Below are 22,573 nucleotides of genomic sequence, written 5' to 3'. Positions count from 1 at the left end.
GGCCCGGTCCCCGGGCCATACTGGCATCACCTTTCTGGTGTGTCAGAATTCATTCGTCAAATAATCTATGAATTCCAGATCTGAACGGTGAACAGTTGCGCAATTTATTTGTGCATCTGTGAGGCGTTGCCGCCTTCGGCGGAATCTTTTCGTCTTTATTTGATCAGAGGTTATTTATGGCAATATCTGAACCTGTCATGTCTCTTGAAACACATAAACTGATGCCTGGCGATATTTATCCACACCCTGCTATGGGGGGCTTATTCCCTGCAACCCCGTGAGGTCTGTTTTCGCTGATTAATTTGTCCTTCCGACCCTAATAATTTACTGACGGATTAGTGCCATGAGTTTCAATGCCAAAGATATGACGCAGGGCGGTCAGATCGCCAATATGCGCTTTCGCATGTTTGGTCAGATTGCCAATATTATTTTCTACGTGCTGTTTATTTTATTCTGGGTACTGTGCGGGCTGATGCTGATGTATAGGCTTAGCTGGCAAACCTTTGTGAACGGCTGCGTATACTGGTGGTGTACGACGCTGGGTCCGATGCGCGATATTATTCGTTCCCAGCCGGTATACACCATTCAGTATTACGGCCAGTCGCTGGAATATACCTCAGAACAAATCCTGGCCGATAAATATACTATCTGGTGCGGAGAGCAGCTGTGGACCAGTTTCGTCTTTGCTGCCGTGGTTTCTCTTGTTATCTGTATCGTGACGTTCTTCATCGCCAGCTGGGTGCTGGGCCGCCAGGGGAAACAGCAGAGTGAGGATGAGAATACCGGCGGGCGCCAGCTTTCCGATAAGCCCAAAGAAGTGGCCCGCCAGATGAAGCGTGATGGTATGGCCTCCGATATTAAAATTGGCGATCTGCCTATTCTTAAAAACTCCGAAATCCAGAACTTCTGCCTCCACGGTACCGTAGGCTCCGGTAAATCAGAAGTGATCCGCCGGCTACTGAACTACGTGCGTGCACGTGGCGATATGGCCATCATTTATGATCGCTCCTGTGAGTTCGTCAAAAGCTATTACGACCCGTCACTGGATAAAATCCTCAACCCGCTGGACTCGCGCTGCGCGGCCTGGGATTTGTGGAAAGAGTGCCTGACGCTGCCGGACTTCGACAACATCTCCAACACCCTTATCCCGATGGGTACCAAAGAAGACCCGTTCTGGCAGGGCTCCGGTCGCACTATCTTTGCCGAAGGCGCGTATCTGATGCGCGAAGACGACGATCGCAGCTACGAGAAGCTGGTCGATACCATGCTGTCCATTAAAATCGACAAGCTGCGCGCCTATCTGCAGAACACGCCGGCAGCGAATCTGGTTGAAGAGAAAATTGAGAAAACCGCCATCTCCATTCGTGCCGTGCTGACCAACTACGTTAAGGCTATTCGCTACCTGCAGGGCATCGAGAAGAACGGGGAGCCGTTCACTATTCGGGACTGGATGCGCGGTGTCCGTGAGGACAGACCCAATGGCTGGCTGTTTATCTCCTCCAACGCTGACACCCATGCTTCCCTGAAGCCGGTTATCTCGATGTGGCTGTCAATTGCCATCCGCGGCCTGCTGGCGATGGGTGAGAACCGTAACCGGCGCGTGTGGATATTCGCCGACGAGCTCCCCACGCTGCACAAGCTGCCTGACCTGGTCGAAATCCTCCCTGAGGCGCGTAAATTTGGTGGTTGTTATGTGTTCGGTATTCAGTCCTATGCCCAGCTGGAAGATATCTATGGCGTCAAGCCTGCCGCCACGCTCTTTGACGTAATGAATACCCGGGCCTTCTTCCGTTCACCCAGCAGGGAGATCGCGGAGTTTGCTGCCGGTGAAATTGGCGAGAAGGAAATCCTCAAAGCCAGCGAGCAGTACTCTTACGGTGCTGACCCGGTGCGTGATGGTGTATCGACCGGGAAAGAAAAAGAGCGGGAAACCCTGGTCAGTTACTCCGATATTCAGACGCTGCCGGACCTGTCCTGTTACGTCACGCTGCCCGGACCGTATCCGGCCGTGAAGCTGGCCCTCAAATACAAGCCGCGTCCGAAAATTGCCGAGGGATTTATTCAGCGCCGACTCGATACGCGTGTTGACGCCCGCCTCAGTGCGCTGCTTGAAGCGCGTGAATCTGAAGGCAGTCTTGCCAGGACGCTTTTTATGCCGGATGCGCCGGCATCCGGGCCCGCGGATACAAACAGTCACGCCGGTGAACAACCTGAGCCGATCAGTCAGCCTGCGCCAGCAGACATGACAGTATCTCCGGCACCGGTAAAAGCGCCGCCGACAACAAAGAGTCCGGCAGCGGAACCTTCCGTCAGAGCAACGGAGCCTCCCGTCCTGCGGGTCACGACCGTACCGTTGATCAAACCAAAAGCAGCCGCAGCGGCCACTGCTGCCTCAACAGCATCCTCTGCCGGTGCCCCTGCAGCAGCTGCAGGCGGGACAGAACAGGAACTGGCGCAGCAGTCCGCAGAGCAGGGGCAGGACATGCTTCCGGCCGGCATGAACGAGGACGGTGTGATTGAAGATATGCAGGCGTATGACGCCTGGGCAGATGAGCAGACACAGCGGGATATGCAGCGGCGTGAGGAAGTCAATATCAACCACAGCCACCGCCACGATGAGCAGGATGATGTCGAGATTGGGGGGAACTTCTGATGCTTAGTTTCAGCCAGGTTAAATCAGCTGGCAGTGCCGGTAATTACTATACGGACAAGGATAATTACTACGTTATCGGGAGTATGGACGAGCGCTGGCAGGGTAAAGGCGCGGAAGCGCTTGGTCTTGAAGGAAAGGTGGACAAGCAGGTCTTCACGGAGCTTCTGCAGGGAAAACTACCTGATGGCAGCGACCTGACCCGGATACAGGATGGCGTGAATAAACACCGGCCCGGTTACGATCTGACCTTCTCGGCCCCCAAAAGTGTATCGATGCTGGCTATGCTGGGCGGCGATAAGCGTCTTATCGATGCTCATAATCGCGCGGTGACAGTGGCTCTTAACCAGGTGGAGTCCCTTGCCTCCACACGGGTAAAGAGAGATGGCGTTTCTGAAACGGTCCTGACCGGGAATCTGATTATTGCCCGCTTTAACCACGATACATCGCGCGCTCAGGACCCACAGATACACACGCACAGCGTGGTTATCAATGCGACACAGAACGGCGATAAATGGCAGACGCTGGCCAGCGATACCGTCGGTAAAACCGGGTTTTCCGAAACCATACTGGCCAACCGCATCGCATTCGGAAAGATATACCAGAACTCTCTCAGGGCCGATGTTGAGTCTATGGGTTACAAGACAGTGGATGCGGGTAAGAATGGCATGTGGGAGATGGAGGGCGTGCCGGTTGAGTCGTTTTCCACGCGCAGTCAGGAGCTCCGGGAGGCTGCAGGACCCGATGCCTCCCTGAAGTCCCGGGATGTGGCCGCGCTCGATACCCGCAAGTCGAAAGAAGCCATCGATCCGGCAGAGAAGATGGTGGAGTGGATGAACACGCTGAAGGAGACCGGGTTTGACATCCGGGGGTACCGTGAGGCCGCCGATGCGCGGGCCGCAGAGCTGGCCCGTGCACCTGCCGCGCCGGTGAACACTGACGGTCCGGATATCACGGATGTGGTGACGAAAGCGATTGCCGGTCTCAGCGACCGCAAGGTGCAGTTCACGTATGCCGACCTGCTGGCACGCACGGTCGGCCAGCTGGAGGCGAAGGACGGTGTCTTTGAGCTGGCGAGAAAGGGCATCGATGCCGCCATTGAACGGGAGCAGCTTATCCCTCTCGATCGCGAGAAAGGCCTGTTCACCTCAAACATCCACGTTCTCGATGAACTCGCCGTCAAAGCCCTGAGTCAGGAGGTGCAGCGCCAGAATCATGTCTCTGTCACGCCCGATGCGTCTGTGGTGCGCCAGGTCCCTTTCAGCGATGCCGTCAGCGTGCTGGCGCAGGATCGCCCGGTCATAGGTATCGTTTCCGGTCAGGGCGGTGCAACCGGCCAGCGGGAGCGGGTGGCCGAGTTAACCCTGATGGCCCGGGAGCAGGGGCGTGACGTCCATATCCTGGCGGCCGATAACCGTTCACGAGATTTTCTCGCCGGTGATGTGCGTCTGGCCGGGGAAACGGTGACCGGTAAATCCGCCCTGCAGGACGGGACGGCGTTTATTCCGGGCGGAACACTCATCGTGGATCAGGCGGAGAAGCTGAGCCTGAAGGAAACGATTTCCCTGCTTGATGGCGCGATGCGCCATAACGTGCAGGTCCTGCTCTCCGACAGCGGGAAGCGCAGCGGGACCGGCAGCGCGCTGACGGTGCTGAAGGACAGCGGCGTGAATACGTATCGCTGGCAGGGTGGCCATCAGACCACCGCCGACATCATCAGTGAACCGGATAAAGGAGCACGCTACAGCCGGCTGGCACAGGAGTTTGCCGTCAGCGTGCGTGAAGGGCAGGAAAGCGTGGCCCAAATCAGCGGGACGCGTGAACAGAGCGTACTCAACGGCCTCATCCGAGACTCCCTCAGACAGGAGGGGGTGCTGGGTGAGAAAGACACGACCATTACAGCCCTGACGCCGGTGTGGCTGGACAGCAAAAGCCGGGGCGTGCGGGATTATTACCGGGAGGGGATGGTGATGGAACGCTGGGATCCGGAGACCCGGACGCACGATCGCTTTGTCATTGACCGGGTGACCGCGAGCAGCAATATGCTGACCCTGAAAGACCGGGAAGGGGACCGTCTTGATCTGAAGGTTTCCGCGGTCGACAGCCAGTGGACGCTGTTCCGGGCAGATACACTGCCGGTGGCAGAGGGGGAACGTCTGGCGGTGCTCGGGAAGATACCGGACACACGCCTTAAGGGCGGGGAGAGCGTCACAGTGATGAACGTGGAGGACGGGCAGCTGACGGTACAGCGGCCGGGGCAGAAAACCACGCAGACCCTGGCCGTGGGTGCGGGCGTGTTTGACGGTATTAAAGTCGGCCACGGCTGGGTGGAAAGTCCCGGCAGGTCGGTTAGCGAGACGGCAACGGTCTTTGCGTCGGTGACGCAGCGTGAGCTGGATAACGCCACCCTCAACCAGCTGGCACAGAGCGGAAGTCACCTCCGGTTGTACTCGGCGCAGGATGCGGCGCGCACGACGGAGAAGCTGTCGCGGCATACCGCGTTTAGCGTGGTCTCAGAGCAGCTGAAGTCCCGATCCGGCGAGACGGATCTGGATGCGGCCATTGCGCAGCAGAAGGCCGGGCTGCATACCCCGGCAGAACAGGCCATTCACCTGGCCATCCCGCTGCTTGAGAGCCAGGACCTGACCTTCTCCCGGCCCCAGCTGCTGGCGACGGCAATGGAAACCGGGGGCGGGAAGGTTTCGATGGCGGACATCGACACGACCATCCAGGCACAAATCAGGTCGGGGCAGTTGCTGAATGTACCGGTGGCACCCGGGCGTGGCAATGACCTGCTGATATCCCGTCAGGCCTGGGACGCCGAGAAAAGCATCCTGACCCGGGTGCTGGAAGGTAAAGACGCGGTGGCCCCCCTGATGGACCGCGTGCCGGACAGTCTGATGACGGAACTGACCGCCGGACAGCGGGCGGCGACCCGGATGATTCTGGAGAGCACGGACCGGTTCACGGTGGTTCAGGGGTATGCCGGGGTGGGGAAAACCACCCAGTTCCGGGCAGTCATGAGTGCCATCAGTCTGCTGCCGGAAGAGACCCGCCCGCGCGTCATCGGTCTGGCGCCGACGCATCGCGCGGTCGGGGAAATGCAGAGTGCCGGCGTGGATGCGCGCACGACGGCGTCGTTCCTCCACGACACGCAGCTGCTGCAGCGCAATGGGCAGACACCCGATTTCAGCAACACCCTGTTCCTGCTCGACGAGAGCTCGATGGTGGGGCTGGCCGATATGGCAAAAGCCCACTCCCTCATCGCCGCCGGCGGTGGACGGGCGGTGCCCAGCGGGGATACCGACCAGCTGCCGCCCATCGCGTCGGGCCAGCCGTTCAGGCTGACGCAGCAGCGCAGCGCCGCCGACGTTGCCATCATGAAAGAGATTGTGCGCCAGGTACCTGAGCTGCGACCGGCGGTCTACAGCCTGATTGAGCGGGATGTGCACCGCGCCCTGACCACCATTGAGCAGGTCACGCCGGAGCAGGTGCCGAGAAAAGAAGGCGCCTGGGCGCCGGGCAGTTCTGTGGTGGAATTCACACAGAAGCAGGAAAAGGAGATAGAAAAGGCACTGAGCGAGGGGAAAACCCTGCCGGAAGGTCAGCCCGCGACGCTCTACGAGGCGCTGGTGAAGGACTATACCGGACGGACCCCGGAGGCACAGTCGCAGACGCTGGTGATCACCCATCTGAATAAGGACCGGCGGGCGCTGAACAGTCTGATCCATGACGCACGGCGGGAGAACGGGGAAACCGGCAAAGAGGAAATCACCCTGCCGGTGCTGGTCACGAGTAACATCCGTGACGGTGAACTGCGCAAACTGTCGACCTGGACGGCTCACAAGGAGGCGGTGGCGCTGGTTGATAACGTATACCACCGTATCAGCAAAGTGGATAAGGATAATCAGCTGATCACCCTGACAGACAGTGAAGGAAAGGAGCGATTTATCTCACCCCGGGAGGCATCGGCAGAAGGCGTCACGCTCTATCGTCAGGAAAAGATCACCGTGTCTCAGGGGGACCGAATGCGCTTCAGCAAAAGTGACCCGGAGCGCGGCTATGTGGCCAACAGTATCTGGGAAGTGCAGTCTGTTTCGGGTGACAGTGTCACGCTGTCTGATGGCAAAATCACCCGTACGCTGACCCCGAAGGCGGAGCAGGCACAGCAGCATATCGACCTCGCCTACGCCATCACCGCCCACGGCGCCCAGGGGGCCAGCGAGCCGTATGCCATCGCGCTGGAAGGGGTGGCCGGTGGCCGGGAACAGATGGCCAGCTTTGAGTCTGCCTATGTGGCTTTATCCCGCATGAAACAGCATGTTCAGGTCTACACCGACAACCGTGAGGGCTGGATAAAGGCCATCAAGAATTCACCTGAGAAAGCGACGGCGCACGATATTCTTGAACCCCGTAACGACCGGGCGGTGAAAACAGCCGATCTGCTGTTCGGGCGGGCAAGGCCACTGGATGAAACCGCCGCGGGCCGGGCAGCCCTGCAGCAGTCCGGTCTGGCACAGGGAAGTTCACCAGGAAAATTCATTTCTCCGGGGAAAAAGTACCCTCAGCCGCATGTGGCGCTGCCGGCATTTGATAAAAACGGGAAAGCCGCCGGTATCTGGCTCAGCCCGCTGACCGATCGGGACGGACGGCTGGAGGCTATCGGCGGAGAGGGACGAATTATGGGCAATGAAGACGCCCGGTTCGTGGCGCTGCAGAACAGCCGCAACGGAGAAAGCCTGCTGGCCGGGAATATGGGGGAGGGCGTCAGAATGGCCCGCGACAATCCCGATACCGGGGTGGTGGTGCGGCTGGCCGGTGATGACCGCCCCTGGAACCCCGGGGCCATGACCGGCGGGCGGGTATGGGCTGATCCGGCGCCGGTGGGTCCGGTACCGCAGGCCGGGGCTGACATTATCCTCCCGCCAGAGGTTCTGGCGCAGCGGGCGGCAGAAGAACAGCAGCGCCGCGAAATGGAAAAACAGGCGGAACAGACTGCCCGGGAAGTGGCCGGGGAGGCGCGTAAAGCCGGCGAGCCGGCGGACCGGGTGAAAGAGGTTATCGGGGACGTCATTCGCGGACTGGAGCGTGACCGGCCGGGTACGGAGAAAACGACGCTACCGGATGATCCTCAGTTCCGGCGCCAGGAGGCGGCGATTCAGCAGGTGGCCTCAGAAACTCTGCAGCGTGAGCGTTTGCAGGCTGTGGAGCGGGACATGGTGCGTGACCTGAACCGCGAGAAAACCCTCGGGGGCGACTGACGCGCCTGCGGCTTGTCTGCCCCGGCAGGGCCTCCGGTTAACACCGGACACCCTGCCGGGGTGCGGAAAAAAGAGAGAAGGATACAGAGATGACAGCACACACAATGGGTTTCAGAGCCGCTGACCGCTGGCTGCAGGCATTACTGACCTGGACACCGGGTCAGACGGATATGATTAAAACGGTGGCCCTGGTCCTGATGGTCACCGACCATGCCGGGTTACTGCTGGCACACAATAACGAGATAATGCGGCTTCTGGGACGGGGCTGTTTTCCGCTGTTCGGTCTGGCATGGGGAATGAATCTGGCACGGCACGCGGAAATACGCCAGTCGCAGCTCAACAGCCTGTGGGTCTGGGCGCTGGTTGCCCAGGTGTCGTTTATGCTCATCGGGTACCCGTGGTATACCGGGAATATTCTGTTTGCCTTTGCCGTCACGGGCCAGGTCCTGCGGTGGGTCAGCCAGCCGTCCTGGTATTACACCCTCCCGGCGGCTGGACTGCTGGTCGCCTGGATACCCCTGTCAACCGCCAGCTACGGCATGGCCGGAGTGGGTATGCTCACCGCCAGCTGGCTGCTTTGTCGCGCACAGCATGCACCGGAACGGCTGGGATACGGTGTGCTGTGGGCCCTCATGGTGTTGCTGATGAATATGAATGACGTGAGTGAATCAGTGGCCGGGCTGGCGATTGCGCTGCTGACGCTGATGGTGTGCTCATCTGCCGGAGAGCGTGTGAAACGCTTCTGGCCGCGGCAGTTCTTCGTGATGTTCTATGCGGTGCACCTGGCGGTACTGGGTATTGTCGTCTCAATGTGAAACCAAGAGCAGGAAAGGGCGATGTCGTTCAGGTATAGTAGCTCTTATTAGCTGAACGATAGGCAATTGTTATGGCAGAAGAAAAACGCCCTGTACTGAGCCTGAAACGAAAACCGGCGGAGAACAGTACGACCCCCGCAGAGGCGACCCCTGCTCCTGGTGTGGTGCGCCGTAAGAAGGTCGTGGTGGTCTCGTCCCCGCCGGCCTGGAAGGCAAAGAAAGCGAAACTTGAGAAGGTTAAACAAGTGGCCGAAGCCGCCGCGCGCAACACTGCGCCGGCGCCGGTTAAAGCGGTAAAGACGCCACCTCCGGTGCGTTATCTTCGCCTGCTGCCGCCGGAACAGGCCATTATGACGCTGAAGGCTTTCTGGCCACAGCTGTTCGACGGAAACTCCCCCCGTCTGCTGGTAACGGGCATGCGCGAACAGCTGTTTGCCGATATTGTGAAGCGCGACCTGCCGCTGTCGCATAAACAGGTGATCAAGTGCCTGAAGAGTCTGACCCGGTCTGCGGGCTATCTGTCCCGGATGAAGGTGGGGGCCTCCCGCTATGATCTGCAGGGGAATGCCGTCGCGACCGTCACCGCAGAGGAAGCGCAGTACGCCAGTGAGCGCATGATGAAAGAACTCCTGCGAACGGAGCGTATGCGGAGCCAGTCTGCTGACTGAATACAATCGGGGAGAGGAAATGGATTTTGAAGCGCGGAAACAAAAGGCGCTGGCGATAATGGCCAGCCGTAAGATGTGGAAAAGCAATTATGCACCGCTTCTGATACGCCTGCTGTGGCGGCTGGGGATAAAGATTCCCCCTCTGCCGTTTGCTCCGCTCTGGCAGGTTTTTGGCGTGATGACAGCCTCTTTCTCCGTCGGATACGGGCTGTGGATGTACTGGATGGTGTGGCGGGCCCAGGGGATGTCCCCCCTGTTCGCTTGTAAAATCAGTCTTATCGCCGGCGTGTTATTTGGCCTGACGATGGCGTTGTTTCATCTGTGGCGCCGAAAGGTGAATAAATTACCTGACTGGAAAGATTTATAACGGAATCAGAAGAACGCCGGAAACAGGACTTACCCTGGCTGAATGGCATGAATTTTCGCGCTATGCACTTGCGTGCATACTCATGCATGCCGTAAAAACAGAGCCTGCGCGTTTCTGGCGGGTTTTCGGGTGGTTTGTTGCCTGTTTTACCGGTTTTCCGTCAGAAACGCCCTGAGGCCGTTTTAGCGGTGCGTACAATTAAGGGATTATGGTAAATGGTGACTTGGTTAATCATAAACATCCTGGGGGATGGCATACACCAGCTGGATATCCGGTGCATCGTTGAGCCATCGACCTGATTTTTTCATCAGGTAGCCACCAATTTCTTCGGTAGTCAGCCGAGCATGAAACAATGCTTCATCATTGAACCAGCAGTCAGGGTGATAGATGAGATCCAGTGGGTTTGCCCTGAAATTAATCTCCAGTAACTGGAGTGCATAGCTGTGGTCAGATGCACTACCTTCTGCTTTGCGTATAAAGTTGATAACGTCGTTCAGTTCTGTCCATGTAAAGTCATCAAGGTATTTTTCCTGATTAAGCGCCATCCTGGTGAAATCTAGTGCACTTGTCCAGGATGAAAAATCACGAAAATCAGAGAACCCGCAGGGCATGACGACCTGTGCATTCCAGTCTGCCATCATCTGTTTTAGTTCTTCATTGTTTTCGTCCATCCCGTTATCGATGTGATCGAGAATGCCATTCAGCTGACTGACCAGTTCTTTCATCTGTTTACGGGTGACCCGTGCGGGTTTCATTCGCTCAGGTAATGGCATCAGAAATACTCTCTTTTTTATCGTGCACTCGGGGGAACTAAGTAATCTATCGGGCTATGAATCAGAGCTCAAATCGTTTTTTTTTCTTTCTGATGATCCGCATTCAGCGCTTTTGTGGCTGTAGGCCCATCAGAAGCAGAAAAAGCTGCACGAGCGGAGAAGGTAGCTAAGGAAAAACAGCAAGCAGAAGAGGCTGCAAAAGCATTCGCAGCGAAAACAGCAGCGGCATCCGCCGCTGCGGAAAAAGAACGTCAGAATGCGATTTCTGCTGCGGCTGCTGCAGGTCAACATCAAACTGTTCCTGATGCGCGTAATAATCTGAATCAGGCGACTGCTGAAGCATCACGCCTGAAAACAGTGGCAGATAATGCCCTTAATACAGCGAAGAATAAGCGAAAGGAAGCTATCGATGCCGTACCAGTAGCAACTCAGGCTGAGAAAAAATATCAGGATCTGCAGCAAAGCATTAAAGGCCTCACGCTGAATAATAACGGCCAATACGGTACCCAAAAATGGGAGGTTATCAGTTCGAATAAAGAGCATGACCACTGGGGATACCGGTTCTATCCATCTGGGATCACAAAAGCTCAGGTTGATGCAGCGCAGAATGATGCGGTGAACAAACGAAATGCTGCCTCCAGTCTTGCCAGCCAGGCAACGGCCGCTGAGCAGGCCAGTCTGCAGGCATCAGCTGCCTATAATGCTGCAGAAACGCGCCGTCAGGCTGCCCAGGTTGCATTAGCGTCCGCAGAACAAGCCGCCGCTGCGGCAGAAAAAAACGACAGGCTGATGCAGCAGCGAAAGCCGCTGAGGAGGCCAGAACCATTGCCGAAAAAGCAAAAGCGCTGCTGGCCCGTCGTACAGCCGCAGATAAACTGAAATCTTCAGAGATTCAGGCTGTCAGGGGTATCCCGGCTACAGCGGCACCTTTTGCTATTCCTCTGACCTGGTCAACTGCGTCACGTGGAGGTTTTACTCTGTCGGCTGATGCTGCGGCCAGCCTGGGAGCTTTCATCAGCGAGGCTCTGGCGACGTTACGTGTCGCTGTGGTGGCTAACCCGGTAGCATTAACCATTGCCGGTCTTGTGTTATCGAAATCAGTTGGCGTCGGTAGTGATATGGTGCCCGGTCGGGATATCAGTTCGATGATGCCTGGCGATGCGTTTAGTCTGCCTGATACCGCGGCATTGAATAAAGCAGCAGATCAGAAAACATCTGTCAGTATGCCGGTTCGTGGCCGTCTGGTTATGAATGATAGCGGCATTCTGGATGTTCAGCTGGTCAAAACCAATACTGCCGGTGCCGTGAAGGTCGCTCGTGCTGTACTGGATAAGGAAACCGGCTACTGGGGCTATACTCTTCCCGCTGTCGCAGATGTTCCGGCGCAAACTATTTTTGTCAGCCCGGCTGACGCACCTGGTGCAAACGGACCACTGACGCTAAGCGGGCCGGTACCACTACCGGAGCGTATTCTGCATACCGGTGATCAGATTTCGGCGCCACAGGCTACAGATAAAACCGTGACGCCGGTAGCGGATGACCTCGATTTTGAAGATATTATTCTGGTGTTTCCACCGGAGTCCGGCCTAAAACCGCTGTATATGATGTACCGTAGCCCTCGTAACATGCCCGGTACAGTAAGCGGCAAAGGGCAGAACGTTGGCAATAACTGGATGGGGGGGGGCCAGTACCGGGGATGGTGCTCCTGTTCCTTCCCAGATTGCGGATAAATTACGCGGGAAGACTTTCGGTAGTTTTGATTCTTTCCGTCGGGCGTTCTGGAAAGCGGTTGCTGACGATTCTGCACTAAGCAAGCAATTTAGTGAAGCTGATATTAATCAGATGAAAGCTGGAAGGGCACCTACTGCGGACTTTTTAGAATCAGTAGGGAAACGTGTTAAAATTGAATTACACCACGAAAAAGAAATATCTCAAGGAGGGGCTGTTATGGATGTCGATAACATTAAGGCGCTAACACCTAAAAATCATATTGAGACACATAAAGGAAAATAAAATGGCTGGTAATAAAATTTCAGATTTTACGGAAGAAGAATTTACTGCTTTTGTTAGTAAAATAATCGCTGCTGATTTTCAAACTGACAAAGAGAACGATGATGCTATTTATGGCACTGTTGCAAATAGTCGGTGGTGATAAACTTATCATCCCCTTTTGCTGATGGAGCTGCACATGAACCCATTCAAAGGCCGGCATTTTCAGCGTGACATCATTCTGTGGGCCGTACGCTGGTACTGCAAATACGGCATCAGTTACCGTGAGCTGCAGGAGATGCTGGCTGAACGCGGAGTGAATGTCGATCACTCCACGATTTACCGCTGGGTTCAGCGTTATGCGCCTGAAATGGAAAAACGGCTGCGCTGGTACTGGCGTAACCCTTCCGATCTTTGCCCGTGGCACATGGATGAAACCTACGTGAAGGTCAATGGCCGCTGGGCGTATCTGTACCGGGCCGTCGACAGCCGGGGCCGCACTGTCGATTTTTATCTCTCCTCCCGTCGTAACAGCAAAGCTGCATACCGGTTTCTGGGTAAAATCCTCAACAACGTGAAGAAGTGGCAGATCCCGCGATTCATCAACACGGATAAAGCGCCCGCCTATGGTCGCGCGCTTGCTCTGCTCAAACGCGAAGGCCGGTGCCCGTCTGACGTTGAACACCGACAGATTAAGTACCGGAACAACGTGATTGAATGCGATCATGGCAAACTGAAACGGATAATCGGCGCCACGCTGGGATTTAAATCCATGAAGACGGCTTACGCCACCATCAAAGGTATTGAGGTGATGCGTGCACTACGCAAAGGCCAGGCCTCAGCATTTTATTATGGTGATCCCCTGGGCGAAATGCGCCTGGTAAGCAGAGTTTTTGAAATGTAAGGCCTTTGAATAAGACAAAAGGCTGCCTCATCGCTAACTTTGCAACAGTGCCCTCGAAAATAGTTCTTGAAATTCTATTCTTGATTGCATATCATCTCAACGAGTTTCGATAAGAAAGGATGCGCATGCGACCGTCTGTTGTGCTTGACATGAAGCGAAGCGCAGTGCGTGAAGCGGTAGGCCGCTTTCGCGCCGCGAACCCGCGCGTCTTCGGCTCGGTGCTGCATGGCACCGACCGGGATGGCAGCGACCTCGACCTGTTGGTCGATGCGCTGCCCGGTGCCACGTTGTTGGACTTGGGCGATTTGGAAGAAGAACTGAAATCGCTGCTCGGCGTTGACGTCGATCTGCTGACTCCCGGCGACCTGCCGCCGAAGTTCCGGGCCAAGGTGCTCGCGGAGGCGCAACCGATATGAGCGAGAACCGCCTGCCCGATTACCTCGACCACATTCAGCAGGCCGCAACCGATGCGCGCAGCTTCGTGGAAGGGATGGCCAAGGACGACTTCTTGGCCGACAAGCGCACCCAGCAGGCCGTCATCATGAGCCTGATCGTCATCGGCGAGGCGGCCACAAAGGTGATGGATGGCTACGTCGAGTTCACCCAGGCGCATGCCGACGTGCCGTGGCGCAGCATGCGCAATATGCGTAATCGCATGGCTCACGGCTATTTCGACATCAACCTCGATGTGGTGTGGGAGACGGTACAGGAATGGCTGCCGGCGTTGCTCCAGCAATTGCCCGCCGTGCGTCAGGATGCCGACGATGAAGACCGTAACGACAACTGTGAAAGAGGGATCTCCGATGACTGTTGAATCGAGAATATTTTCTGTAGCCGAGTATGTTCAGCCGTCCGAAGGCGAGCCTATTCGTTCCGTTGTGCTTGAAACCCGAGACTCAATTATCGTGGTTTGGCATGTCCATCCCGGGCAGGAAATTGCGGCTCACATTCATCCTCACGGCCAAGACACGTGGACTGTTTTGTCGGGAATGGCTGATTACTTTCAGGGCAATGGGATTGTTCGTGCCCTCAGGGAAGGTGAGATAGCCGTGGCAAGACCGGGCCAAGTGCACGGGGCGCGAAATACAGGTACCGAGCCATTTGTGTTAGTCTCGGTTGTGGCATCAGCCAATGCCGGTTTCGTATTGGCTGAGCGATAGAGCCCAATCTCTGGAGTTGGTCCAATGAGCGGTCGGGGAGATAGGTAACAGACATGCAGCGGACACGGCTGCTAAACCAGGTCGCAAACCTCCTTGCGTCGCAGCGTGCCGCAAGCGACGCGATCAATCGAATGGGGTCGGCATGAGACTGAACACCATCCAGTTCCCGACCGCGTAGCCGCCTGTCCTGCCGATCAGGTCTTGACCATCGACGCCTGGGATCAGTCCTGAATGTTCTTGGAGACCACTACGTTATGAGCCGCAGCCGCCGCAAAACACCCATCGTCGGGCACACGACCTGCGGCAGCGAGCGCGAGGACAAGAAGCTCTGGCATCAGCGCTGGCGCACCCGTGAGCGCACGGCGCTGACCAGCGCGTCGCCCGAAGCCCTGAGCGCCCATCTGCCCCTGCTGGAAAACCAGGCCAGCAGCGTCTGGTCGATGGGCAAGGATGGCCGCTCCTACTGGCCCGTCAAGCGCCAGGCCGCCACGGCGGATCGCATCGCCAATCACAAGGGACGCAACCCGCAAGAACGCGCCTCCCTGAAAAAGCGCCTGCTGCGCAAGTGGATGAGCAAATGAAGCTCTCCTTCCATCAGCACATTGCGCTGTTCTGGATGATCGGTGCTCCGGGCGTCTTCGCGCCCGTGATCGAGAACGCCAAGCGGCCCGATGCCGGCGCCGTCATGGCGTGGGGTGTCGCGATCGTGGCGGTGATGATCCTCTTCACCCCTTTGCTGCTGCGCTGTCCACCATTCCGGCGCTGGTATGGCCGGACGGATGCGCTGTCGGAGCGGCAGCGCCAGGCGCTTGCCGAGCGCGGCCTGCGCCGCTACTACCAGACCGCTTTCGATGACGGCTACGTGCCCCGCGTGATGCCCTACGTGTGGCGCATCATCTGGACGGTCGGCGGGTTGATGGCTGTGACCGCCGTACTGCCTACCAACACCGGACGGCCAGCCTTCGATGCCTTGGTGGTCTTCTCGACCTGGTATCCGATAGGCGTGATGCTGCTGGTTTTCGCGTCGAGGCCCCTTGGCCGGTTGATTCGCCAAAGAGCACAGGAGCGGCGGAAATGAGCACGTCAACCATCGAGGCGCTGGCCAGCGCCTGGGCAAGGATTGCCGAGGAAGCGGAATTCCCCGCTGACTACGAGGGGACTGCCACACCACAAGCGCATCGGGCTAGCGAAGCTATTCAGGAGCAGATTCGGGAGCGCATCGTCGCCACCAACGACATGCGGCTGTTCAGCCTGCTGCACCTGCTGGGTCAGGCGTCGCTGCGCATGGAGCAAGCGCTGTGGCCGGAGGATTACGAGCGGATGACGCGCGAGGTTGAGGAAGCCCTGCGGCAAGCCACCGACGCCAACGCCAGATCGTACACCCACGAAGAAGTGATGCAGGCGATGCAGGAACGCATCGACCGGGCGCGAGACAAGCCATGTTGATTGGCTATGCGCGCGTCTCGACGCAGGATCAGAACCTGGAGCTGCAACGCGAAGCCTTGAGCAAGGCCGGATGTAAAAAGGTCTTCGAGGACAAGGTGAGTGGCACGCGGGCAGACCGGCCTGGCTTGGCCAAGACGCTCGAAATGCTGCGCGAAGGCGATACTTTGGTCGTCTGGAAGCTCGACCGGCTGGGCCGGTCGGTCAAGCAACTGGTCGATCTGGTCGGCGATCTGCACAAGCACGGTGTCCAGTTCAGGAGCCTCACCGACTCCATCGACACCGGCACACCATCCGGGCGGTTCTTCTTCCACGTCATGGCGAGCCTTGCCGAAATGGAGCGCGAGCTGACCGTCGAGCGCACCCGCGCCGGGCTGGAAGTCGCCAAGCAGCTCGGCCGCAAAGGCGGCCGCAAGCCGAAGATGACCGACAGCAAGATCGAGTCGGCCAAGAAGCTGCTGGCCAGCGGGGTGCCGCCCAAGGACGTGGCCAAGAACCTCGGCGTGTCCATTCCGACGCTGTACCGCTGGGTGCCAGCCTCCACGCACGCTTAGCGTGCTTTATTTTCCGTTTTCTGAGACGACCCCTGCATGACCATTATCGCCGCATATTATTACAACGAAGGTAAGCGAGTCCGTGAAATCAGGCTCGATGAGCACGTCGAACTAAACGAGAATCGCTCGGGCTTCTGCTGGATCGCGCTTAGCGAGCCCACCGCAGACGAACTCAGCGCGATCCAGACGACGTATAACCTCCATCCTTTGGCGATCGACAACGCCATGCACCCGCTGTGCCCGCCCAAGCTCGAGGTCTACAACGATGAGTTGTACGTCGTCGCCCAGACCGCCGAGCTGGTCGGCGACCGGATCAGCTACGGCAAGATGGCGATCTTCACCGGTCACAATCACCTTATCACCGTGCGGCACGGCAATGCCGGAGCGCTGGGCAAACTTCGGGAGCAACTCGAGGCATCGCCGACGCAGTTCGGCAAGGGTGTCGACTATGTGCTGCACGCGATCTTGCACCGAGTGGTCGACCAGTATCTGCCCATCTTCGAAATGATCGAGGACGACGTCCTGGCGATGGAGCGACGGTCGCTGCACGATTTCCTCGAGCCAGAAGAGGTGGCGCGAATCTTCGAACTAAGGTCCGAACTCACGCGGTTCCAGCGCACGCTCGGGGCTATGGCCGAGCTGGTGCGAAAGCTCGTTCGCGGCCACTTTCCCTGCATCAGCGCCGAAATGACACCATATTTCCACGACGTCGCGGACCATGTCCACCGCGTGCAGTCCATGGTCGACGGCCTCCTGCTTGTCCTGTCCACGGTCTTCGAGGCCAGCAGCCTTCTGGAAGCGCAAAGGATCGGTGTGGTCACTCGCCAGCTCGCGGCCTGGGCGGCGATCTTGGCGGTCCCGACGGCGATCGCCGGAATATATGGCATGAACTTCAAGCACATGCCGGAACTGGACACGCCATATGGCTACTTCGTCGTGCTCGGAGTGATAGCGGTGTTCTGCCTTCTCCTATTCATGCGCTTCAAGAAGGCCAAGTGGCTATGAGTAACGCACTTCGCGAGCTTCTCCGTCCGCCGAGTCACAGCGCGCTTTGTGCGCGAGCGTGTCCAATCCAGTTCAAGATGAAGGTGCTTCCATGACCTCCCAGGTGACCGACGTTCTAGAAGCAGTCCAGTCATTCATCGCCAAAGGCTATGACCGCGAATACCGCGTCAAGGACGGCAATCTCGTCGATCTCGAACTAGGGTCAACCCTCGATGCATGCAGCATTCGCGTCGATGCGGCGTTGCGCCTCGAGAGCGGGGACGACGGCGAAGATGCCTCCAACATCTACGCGATCACCGATCCGGCGACAGAGCATAAAGGCCTGTTGATCGACGCCTTCGACGTGTTCCACGAAATCTGCCCCCGCGACTTGTCCGAGCGCCTTGTGGCGCATCGGGAAACAGCACCGGCAGGTGACCAGGACGCGCCGAGCAAGCACGGACTACGGAAAGTCTACAAGAGCGAGTTTCACAGCGATCCCGAGCGTTACGTTCTGCGCGAGGGCTTTCCAGACTTCCCGCCATGCCCTTTCGGCCAATCCTTCAGCATCCTCGGCTTCGATACCGCCGAGCAGGAATATGTCTGGCTCGTCACGAGCATCATTCGAGATCCTCGGCTGATCAGGGTTCCATACCAGGGCGAAGACGTCATCAGCGACGAATAGCGGTGTCGCTTAGCCGGAAAGGCTGGCCTTCCTGGCCCACACATCTGCAGGCTGAACTTTAAGAACATCGAAAATTAGGAGGTGATTATGGACTGGAACAAGGACCACATACGAGAAACTATGCTCTTGCTGGAGACAGCAGCGTTGCACAGCGCTCGCGAAAACTACCTGGACTATGTCTCTACCGCTCGGCTCGATCGGAGCGAACCGATCGAAAACGACGAACTAGCTCAGGCCGAGGTCGCGAGCGACTTCGCTGAAGCGCTCGATGACACGCTCCATGACTACGCCAATAAACTCGAAAAGCTCAGGACGATCGATTTCGGCCCCAAGTTGGCCGTCAACGAAGGCGCTGTCGTCAAGCTGTCCGGCCGCCACTTTGTGATCGCGGTGTCAACGAGCAAGTTTACCTGTCAGGGGCGTGAGCTCATGGGCATTTCCACGATGGCGCCGATCTTCGAAGCGATCGAGGGTGCCCGAGCCGGGGAGACCGTGCAGTTCAACGGCCGGGACCTCACCGTAGAAGACGTGGAATAAAGCCCTCCACCGCAGCCGGCGCGCTAGTGCCGAACGCCCTGCATCTCTTTCTGCATGCATACGGTCACTTGCAGCCGCGTTGACCTGGCTCATCAAAGGCAAACTCATGACAACACCTTCATTCTTCATCACCCCCGGATACGGGACGCGCCTGCATGACGCGCTTCATTATTCTCAGGCAATGCGCATTGGTGACCGCGTGGAGATCTCCGGACAGGGCGGATGGAACGACGATCTCGTCATTCCGGAGTCGATTGAGGAAGAGATCGAGCAGGCGTTCAAGAACGTGGAACGGACGCTCGCGACCGCCGGAGCACGCTGGCCGCATGTGGTCCACGTCAATTCCTATCACGTCGGTGGATTCCCTCCCGTGATCAACGAAACAATGGCCAAGCTGTATCGCCACTACATGCCCGACCGCGCTCCAATCTGGACGCAGTTGGGAATCGAAGCGCTGGGGCTTCCAACCATGCGTATCGAAATTCGCGTAACAGCTATCATCGCCTGACCCCGCGGTTCGTGCAGGCGCCGTGCCGCGCTAATCCCGCACGCCCTGCGCCCGCTTCTCCATGCATATCATCGTATCGAGAGATCCGGTTATCATCGGCGTGCTCGGAGAACGGGGGGCCGCCTTGGCCTGGTTGGCGCGCCTCGGCTGCCTGCGGGCGATGGCCAGCACTGCCAGGAGCGTGAGCAACGCCGCCGCATAAAGGAACAGGCCGCCAGGGCCGACGATATTCATTGCAGCTGCTCCTATTAGGGGGCCAGCGGCTGTCCCGATCCCGTTGAGCAACAGAAGCCCGCGCGCGGTGCCGAGTAGCCGACCGGCCGGAAGATCGTCGTTTGCGACGGCGAGACACAACGAATAAATCGGGATGCCAAAGCCGCCGAACAGCGCACCTGCCGCAAGGAGCAGCGGCAGAGGCGCTTCCACCGCCAACGCTACGCCGATGGCAGACGCTGCGGACGCCAGCGCCGCACCGGCGATGACAAGATTCCGGGGCACTCGATCCGAAAGCCAACCGAGTGGCCAATGGAAGGCGAGCGTTCCACCAAGAACCGCAGCCATGAAGGCGGAGATACCGCCCACATCGAGGCCGATGCTCTGGGCGAAGTTCGCGCCCATGCCCCAGAAACCACCGATAGCCAGGCCGGCCAGGAAAGCGCCAGCCGCAGCGAGAGGTGATACGAGGACGAGGTCCCTGAACGCGACCCATTCCTGTTCCACCTGGGCCGGCGGATGACTGGGCAGCAAGGTGATCGGAACCACCGCCGCTGATATCAGCAGCGACACGATGAGGAACAATGTCACGTCGGCGGGCGGTGCGATGTTGAGTAACGCCTGCCCGATTGCCCATGAGCCCATAGAGACAACTCCGAATATCGACAGGAGCTGCCCGCGTGTGGATGGCAATGCGTGGGCGTTGAGCCAACTCTCCGTTGCGAGGATCATGCCCGCGTAGGCGAAGCCGGTAATCAGGCGAAGCGGCATCCAGGCGATCGGCTCCACGAACGCCACATGGAGAAGGGCGGTCATCGAGGCAATGGCCGCGAAGCCGGCGAAGGTTCTGACATGTCCCACGGAGACGATGATCGGTGGCAACACGAGCGCGCCGATCGTGAAACCCGCGAAATAGAAGGACATCATCGCGCTGATCGCGCCGGTCGAGAACCCCTTATGGCCGGCTCTCACGATCAGGAGCGTGCTCAGCAGGCCATTGCCCAGCAGCAGAGCGGCGACGCTCAGCAGCAGCGCCGCCACCGGCGCGAGAACGAGGCCGCGCTTGCCCGCCGACCTCATGGTATCCATCGCCGGGCTCGTTCTCGGGCCTGACTTGAGGGTTGATACTCTGCCGCACTGATGAACTGGTCGAATGCTTCGCACCAGATGACGACCGTGTTGTAGTCACGGACATCGATGCCGGCAGGCACCTCGACGATGAAGCCGTTGAACGTCTTCACATCGCCCACGCGGACTGATCTGTCCTTGATTAGGAGAAAGGCCTCCTTCGTGTCGACGAAACGTGGTGCGAGGTAGAGCTTGTAGTCGGGACCAGGGGCGAGGCGCCCGATATGGGCGATACGGTCGCGCGAGACCCGGATCTCGCCTTCCCCCCAGTGAAGCAGGTCGCTGCCTTTGAGATCGCGGGCCAGACGCCCTGCGTAGAGCGTCTCGGCTGAGATGGTCCGCAAGGCCGCCGCGTCCGGGGCCTGGGGGGCGGTCAGGATCGGCAGCGTGTAGACACCGCCCGCGAAGCCCATGGCGAGCATCGCGAGATGGGTGGCAATCAGGATGACCCAGCGCCGCATCGGTTACACCAGCTCCAGTCCCTTCACGAGCTGATCGGCGTCGAGATGGAAGTCCGAGAATACGATGCGGCCGCCAGCGTCCATCACGGAGAACCAGGGCGTTCCCCGCGTGCGGTAGTCCTCCATGAAGGTGGGAAGCGTCGCGCCGGCAGGTGGCTCGTCCTGACCGAACGCGACAGGAAGCGCATACTTGAGCTGGTTCACGCGCAGCTTCTCGAAGGTGTTCTCATCCGCTCCTTCGAAGACGGTCTGGATCACCGCGAAGCCCACGCCCTTGGCGCTCAATGCACCATGCAACCTTTGTAGCGTCGGAAATCCATGCAAATGGCAGCCACGGCACCAGTGCTGGAAGGCGAAGAGGACTTTCGGGCCGGTGCCGAGATCCGACAGCTTGAGCGGCGCGATGCTTTCTCCATCCGCGCCAATCCATCTCTGCACCCGCAGCTCGGGGGCTTGTCGTTCGTCGACGCTCATCTGATCCTCCAATTCCGATGCAGAAGTCCGATGAGTGGTCGCGTGTGGCGATGGCACGCGAACCTCACCGCCTTGATCCCCTACAGGTTGTAGGATGCGAGTTCGCCGACCGATACCTCGTGGCCAGCCCCGCCGTTCTTCCGTCGGTGTGTCACCGCCGCCCCTCAATGACAAAGGCGCGATAGCGGGAACCGGCAAAACGGTGCGCAGCGATGGTTTGGTAGGCGGGGCTATGATACCAATCACGGGCGGCCTGCATCGTCGGGAACCGCAAAATTACGGCCCCTTCGACGGGCGGCCCCTCCAAATGCTCCATCGCGCCATAAGCGGCGAGAAAGGTTACGTCGTGGCCATCGAACGATGGGCCGACGCCTGCAGAATAGGTTGCGAGTTCTTCCGGATCGGTGGTTTCTTCGCGGGTGAAGACGACGAACGCTTCCATCTTAAAGTCTTTCATAAGGTCGCATCTGCAGGCCACCGCCGCTGGCGATGGCCTTAAAGTCGTCAGGCTGGCAGCTCGAACCCGATTTTCGTGAGTGCCTCGACGCACGCATCCTGATCCTGCTGATAGTTGCCTCCGGAGATGCCGATCCCGCCGATCAACTTCCCGTCTTCCAGGATCGGATAGCCTCCGCCGACAGCGACCATCCGGGGGCGATAGGCCAGCGGCGCCACTTTTGGATCGTTCGAAACATAGTCGTTCCAGACATGGGTGGGGTACCCAAACGAGGCGGAACTCCAAGCCTTGTCGATGGCAACATCGACGGTGAGAAACGGCGCGTCATCAGTGCGCTCGAACGCGCGCAGGTTACCGGTGGCGTCGACGACGGCGACCGCAGCCGGGATGCCGATTGTACGTGCCGCGGCGATCGCCGCGTCGATGAGGGCGACGGCGGTTTCGCGGTTGATCGAGGCGGTGGCAATGGATTTCGTCATGAAATTTCCTTCGCCGTGGCGTAATCCGTCCGGCGTTCTTGAGGTTAGAAAAGACGTTCGGCG

23 protein-coding genes and 2 pseudogenes are annotated in these 22,573 nt (G+C 58.4%); 19 read left to right on the top strand and 6 right to left on the bottom strand.

What is annotated here, in order from left to right:
* Nucleotides 1-343 precede the first annotated feature (343 nt).
* The 5 genes from traD to HV127_RS30060 all read left to right on the top strand — a co-directional run bounded on the left by traD (nt 344) and on the right by HV127_RS30060 (nt 9,761).
* The gene (gene traD / locus HV127_RS30080; RefSeq protein ID WP_023329042.1) at nt 344-2,653 is read left to right on the top strand and encodes a type IV conjugative transfer system coupling protein TraD; all 2,310 of its coding nucleotides are present in this window, start codon (nt 344-346) and stop codon (nt 2,651-2,653) included.
* The gene (gene traI, locus HV127_RS30075; RefSeq protein WP_040224080.1) at nt 2,653-7,911 is read left to right on the top strand and encodes a conjugative transfer relaxase/helicase TraI; all 5,259 of its coding nucleotides are present in this window, start codon (nt 2,653-2,655) and stop codon (nt 7,909-7,911) included. The genes traD and traI overlap by 1 nt, the downstream gene beginning before the upstream one ends.
* 89 nt (nt 7,912-8,000) lie before the next feature.
* On the top strand, nt 8,001-8,726 hold the full coding sequence (traX, locus tag HV127_RS30070) for a type-F conjugative transfer system pilin acetylase TraX (RefSeq protein ID WP_023317520.1): 726 nt from the start codon (nt 8,001-8,003) through the stop codon (nt 8,724-8,726).
* A 71-nt stretch (nt 8,727-8,797) separates the two neighbouring features.
* Nucleotides 8,798-9,394, top strand: a complete 597-nt coding sequence (locus tag HV127_RS30065; RefSeq protein ID WP_023317519.1) for a fertility inhibition protein FinO — start codon at nt 8,798-8,800, stop codon at nt 9,392-9,394.
* Between the two features lie 19 nt (nt 9,395-9,413).
* A complete protein-coding gene (locus HV127_RS30060; RefSeq protein WP_023317518.1) occupies nt 9,414-9,761 on the top strand; it encodes a DUF6404 family protein in 348 nt (115 codons plus the stop codon).
* Nucleotides 9,762-9,988: 227 nt separating this feature from the next.
* Here HV127_RS30060 and HV127_RS30055 read toward each other — a convergent pair whose 3' ends face one another.
* Nucleotides 9,989-10,534, bottom strand: coding sequence for a hypothetical protein (locus HV127_RS30055; RefSeq protein ID WP_023317517.1), 546 nt, complete (start codon nt 10,532-10,534; stop codon nt 9,989-9,991).
* A gap of 114 nt (nt 10,535-10,648) precedes the next feature.
* Between HV127_RS30055 and HV127_RS30050 the strand changes: the two are divergent.
* The 14 genes and pseudogenes from HV127_RS30050 (at nt 10,649) to HV127_RS29985 (ending at nt 19,298) form a co-directional block, all read left to right on the top strand.
* Nucleotides 10,649-12,547: pseudogene (locus tag HV127_RS30050) on the top strand (S-type pyocin domain-containing protein).
* Nucleotide 12,548: 1 nt separating this feature from the next.
* Nucleotides 12,549-12,659 (top strand): annotated as a pseudogene (locus tag HV127_RS30045) (bacteriocin immunity protein); the annotation flags it as partial.
* Between the two features lie 63 nt (nt 12,660-12,722).
* Complete coding sequence (locus HV127_RS30040) at nt 12,723-13,427, top strand: IS6-like element IS26 family transposase (protein WP_001067855.1); 705 nt, start codon at nt 12,723-12,725, stop codon at nt 13,425-13,427.
* A gap of 125 nt (nt 13,428-13,552) precedes the next feature.
* Nucleotides 13,553-13,843 (top strand): nucleotidyltransferase, encoded by a 291-nt coding sequence (locus tag HV127_RS30035; protein WP_001247892.1) that lies wholly within the window; start codon nt 13,553-13,555, stop codon nt 13,841-13,843.
* Nucleotides 13,840-14,241 (top strand): DUF86 domain-containing protein, encoded by a 402-nt coding sequence (locus HV127_RS30030; protein WP_001293886.1) that lies wholly within the window; start codon nt 13,840-13,842, stop codon nt 14,239-14,241. The genes HV127_RS30035 and HV127_RS30030 overlap by 4 nt, the downstream gene beginning before the upstream one ends.
* Entirely contained in the window at nt 14,231-14,587 is a 357-nt protein-coding gene (locus tag HV127_RS30025) for a cupin domain-containing protein (RefSeq protein ID WP_000215515.1), read from the top strand. The genes HV127_RS30030 and HV127_RS30025 overlap by 11 nt, the downstream gene beginning before the upstream one ends.
* Nucleotides 14,588-14,841: 254 nt before the next feature.
* Nucleotides 14,842-15,168 carry a hypothetical protein gene (locus HV127_RS30020; RefSeq protein ID WP_003100858.1) on the top strand — a complete coding sequence of 109 codons (327 nt, stop codon included), beginning with the start codon at nt 14,842-14,844 and terminating at the stop codon, nt 15,166-15,168.
* On the top strand, nt 15,165-15,665 hold the full coding sequence (locus HV127_RS30015) for a hypothetical protein (protein ID WP_003100856.1): 501 nt from the start codon (nt 15,165-15,167) through the stop codon (nt 15,663-15,665). Before HV127_RS30020 ends, HV127_RS30015 begins: the two co-directional genes overlap by 4 nt.
* A complete protein-coding gene (locus tag HV127_RS30010) occupies nt 15,662-16,033 on the top strand; it encodes a hypothetical protein (RefSeq protein ID WP_003100853.1) in 372 nt (123 codons plus the stop codon). Before HV127_RS30015 ends, HV127_RS30010 begins: the two co-directional genes overlap by 4 nt.
* Nucleotides 16,027-16,584: a recombinase family protein gene (locus tag HV127_RS30005; protein WP_003100847.1), complete on the top strand. Its 558-nt coding sequence runs from the start codon at nt 16,027-16,029 to the stop codon at nt 16,582-16,584. Before HV127_RS30010 ends, HV127_RS30005 begins: the two co-directional genes overlap by 7 nt.
* 36 nt (nt 16,585-16,620) lie before the next feature.
* The gene (locus HV127_RS30000; RefSeq protein ID WP_032640602.1) at nt 16,621-17,589 is read left to right on the top strand and encodes a magnesium and cobalt transport protein CorA; all 969 of its coding nucleotides are present in this window, start codon (nt 16,621-16,623) and stop codon (nt 17,587-17,589) included.
* 91 nt (nt 17,590-17,680) lie between these two features.
* The gene (locus tag HV127_RS29995) at nt 17,681-18,253 is read left to right on the top strand and encodes a hypothetical protein (RefSeq protein ID WP_004099040.1); all 573 of its coding nucleotides are present in this window, start codon (nt 17,681-17,683) and stop codon (nt 18,251-18,253) included.
* 87 nt (nt 18,254-18,340) lie between these two features.
* Complete coding sequence (locus tag HV127_RS29990; protein WP_004099042.1) at nt 18,341-18,790, top strand: hypothetical protein; 450 nt, start codon at nt 18,341-18,343, stop codon at nt 18,788-18,790.
* A gap of 106 nt (nt 18,791-18,896) precedes the next feature.
* Complete coding sequence (locus HV127_RS29985) at nt 18,897-19,298, top strand: RidA family protein (protein WP_004099044.1); 402 nt, start codon at nt 18,897-18,899, stop codon at nt 19,296-19,298.
* Between the two features lie 30 nt (nt 19,299-19,328).
* Here HV127_RS29985 and HV127_RS29980 read toward each other — a convergent pair whose 3' ends face one another.
* The 5 genes from HV127_RS29980 to HV127_RS29960 form a co-directional block, all read right to left on the bottom strand.
* A complete protein-coding gene (locus HV127_RS29980) occupies nt 19,329-20,600 on the bottom strand; it encodes an MFS transporter (RefSeq protein WP_004357638.1) in 1,272 nt (423 codons plus the stop codon).
* On the bottom strand, nt 20,588-21,100 hold the full coding sequence (locus HV127_RS29975) for a DM13 domain-containing protein (RefSeq protein WP_004357637.1): 513 nt from the start codon (nt 21,098-21,100) through the stop codon (nt 20,588-20,590). The genes HV127_RS29980 and HV127_RS29975 overlap by 13 nt, the downstream gene beginning before the upstream one ends.
* 3 nt (nt 21,101-21,103) lie before the next feature.
* Nucleotides 21,104-21,574, bottom strand: coding sequence for a hypothetical protein (locus tag HV127_RS29970; RefSeq protein WP_011191345.1), 471 nt, complete (start codon nt 21,572-21,574; stop codon nt 21,104-21,106).
* A gap of 151 nt (nt 21,575-21,725) precedes the next feature.
* Nucleotides 21,726-22,016: a DUF1330 domain-containing protein gene (locus tag HV127_RS29965; protein WP_011191344.1), complete on the bottom strand. Its 291-nt coding sequence runs from the start codon at nt 22,014-22,016 to the stop codon at nt 21,726-21,728.
* A 62-nt stretch (nt 22,017-22,078) separates the two neighbouring features.
* A complete protein-coding gene (locus HV127_RS29960; RefSeq protein ID WP_004357630.1) occupies nt 22,079-22,510 on the bottom strand; it encodes a heme-binding protein in 432 nt (143 codons plus the stop codon).
* Nucleotides 22,511-22,573 lie beyond the last annotated feature (63 nt).

This window comes from Klebsiella sp. RHBSTW-00215, from assembly GCF_014103785.1.
GTDB lineage: Bacteria > Pseudomonadota > Gammaproteobacteria > Enterobacterales > Enterobacteriaceae > Klebsiella.
The sequence above is the reverse complement of the archived record's forward strand: the minus strand, read 5'-3'. Positions and strand labels throughout refer to the sequence as shown.